Below are 1,542 nucleotides of genomic sequence, written 5' to 3'. Positions count from 1 at the left end.
TTCCTGGCGGATGACGTGGTGGTGCTGGCGGCGGCGCTGATCGCGGTGCTGTGGGTGTGGGGACGGCACAACGGGCGTTCAGCCCTGGTCGGTGCGGGCTGCGCCCTGCTGACGGCGGCCCTGATCAACACGGTGATCGGCGCTATCTGGCAGCATCCGCGCCCCTTCATGATCGGGTTGGGGCACCAGCTGATCCCACATGCGGCCGACTCGTCCTTCCCCAGCGACCATGCGACCTTCATGTGGACGATCGGGGTCAGCCTGCTGCTGCGCGGTTCCTGGCCGCGGCTGGGTTGGGGAATGATGGCCTTCGGCATGGGCGTCGCCTGGGCTCGCATCTATCTCGGTGTTCACTTCCCGCTGGACATGGCTGGAGCGCTTCTGGTCGCCGCCACCGCATCGCTGCTGGTCGTTCCGGTCCGGCCCCTGATTGATCGTCTGCTGACGCCGGCCATCGTCCGGCTTTACGAGGGAGCCGTGCGGCGGCTGCATCTGCCCGCTGCCCTATTCCCGCTGGACCGCAGGTGAGGACGTGGTGGGGCATCTTCTCGAAGCACTCGGATCGATCATCGTATCGGTCATCGCGACGCTGGGTTATCCCGGCGTCGCGATGCTGATGGCGCTGGAGTCCGCCTGCATTCCGCTGCCGTCCGAGGTCATCATGCCCTTTGCCGGCTATCTCGTCTCGACAGGACACTTCAACTTGATGCTGGTCGCCAGCGTCGGGGCGATCGGCTGCAACCTGGGATCCGAGATCGCCTATGCGGTGGGGCGGCGGGGCGGACGGCCGCTGATCCGGCGCTGGGGCCGCTACGTCCTGCTCGACGAGCATGACCTCGATCTGGCGGAGCGCTTCTTCTCCCGGCTCGGCGGCCCGGCGGTGCTGGTGGCCCGGATGCTGCCGGTTGTGCGGACCTTCATCGCCCTTCCCGCCGGAATGGCCGGGATGCCGAGGCTCCGCTTCCATCTCTACACCTTCATCGGCTCCTGGCCCTGGTGCTTCGGGCTGGCCTATGTCGGCTACGCGCTGGGAGAACGTTGGAACAGCGACCCGACGCTGCGGGACTGGATGCATCGCTTCGACATGCTGGTGATCGTCGTGATCGTAGCGGCGGTGGCCTGGTTCCTATGGCGGCGACTGCGCTCTCCGGCAAAGCCGAACCGTTGATCGACCCGGTTACATGACGGCACTCCGGTCCGAACTGGGCCGTACCGCTGGCGATCTGCCAGTCTTGGCTGCCCGATCCAGAGGGTCTGCCGCCGGTCATGGCGAGAATGCGGCCTCGATCTTACCAATCCGTATAGCGCTCGCCAAAGGCCGGTAAGTCAGCCCCGCCTAGGATTGCCTGTCACCGGGGCATGATGCCCCGCAACAGGAGCCAATCGTATGAAGACCGTCATGAAGACCGCATCCGCGATCTGTGCGGCGCTGCTGGTGGCCAGCATCGGCTACGGCGCGCAGGCCGCCCAGAAGACCCATGAAGACGCCCGTGACCTGTCGGCGCTGTCGCAGGCGAAGATCTCGTTGTCGCAGGCGGTGAC

General features: G+C 66.3%; 2 protein-coding genes. Both read left to right on the top strand.

What is annotated here, in order from left to right:
- Positions 1-528: undecaprenyl-diphosphatase (locus TSO5_RS32025; protein ID WP_109155386.1), on the top strand; the 528-nt coding region annotated here is incomplete at its 5' end.
- A 7-nt stretch (positions 529-535) separates the two neighbouring features.
- The gene (locus tag TSO5_RS32020) at positions 536-1,168 is read left to right on the top strand and encodes a DedA family protein (protein WP_246799106.1); all 633 of its coding nucleotides are present in this window, start codon (positions 536-538) and stop codon (positions 1,166-1,168) included.
- Positions 1,169-1,542: the final 374 nt, after the last annotated feature.

The organism is Azospirillum sp. TSO5 (assembly GCF_003116065.1).
Taxonomy (GTDB): Bacteria; Pseudomonadota; Alphaproteobacteria; order Azospirillales; family Azospirillaceae; genus Azospirillum.
This window is presented reverse-complemented; position numbering and strand designations above follow the sequence as displayed.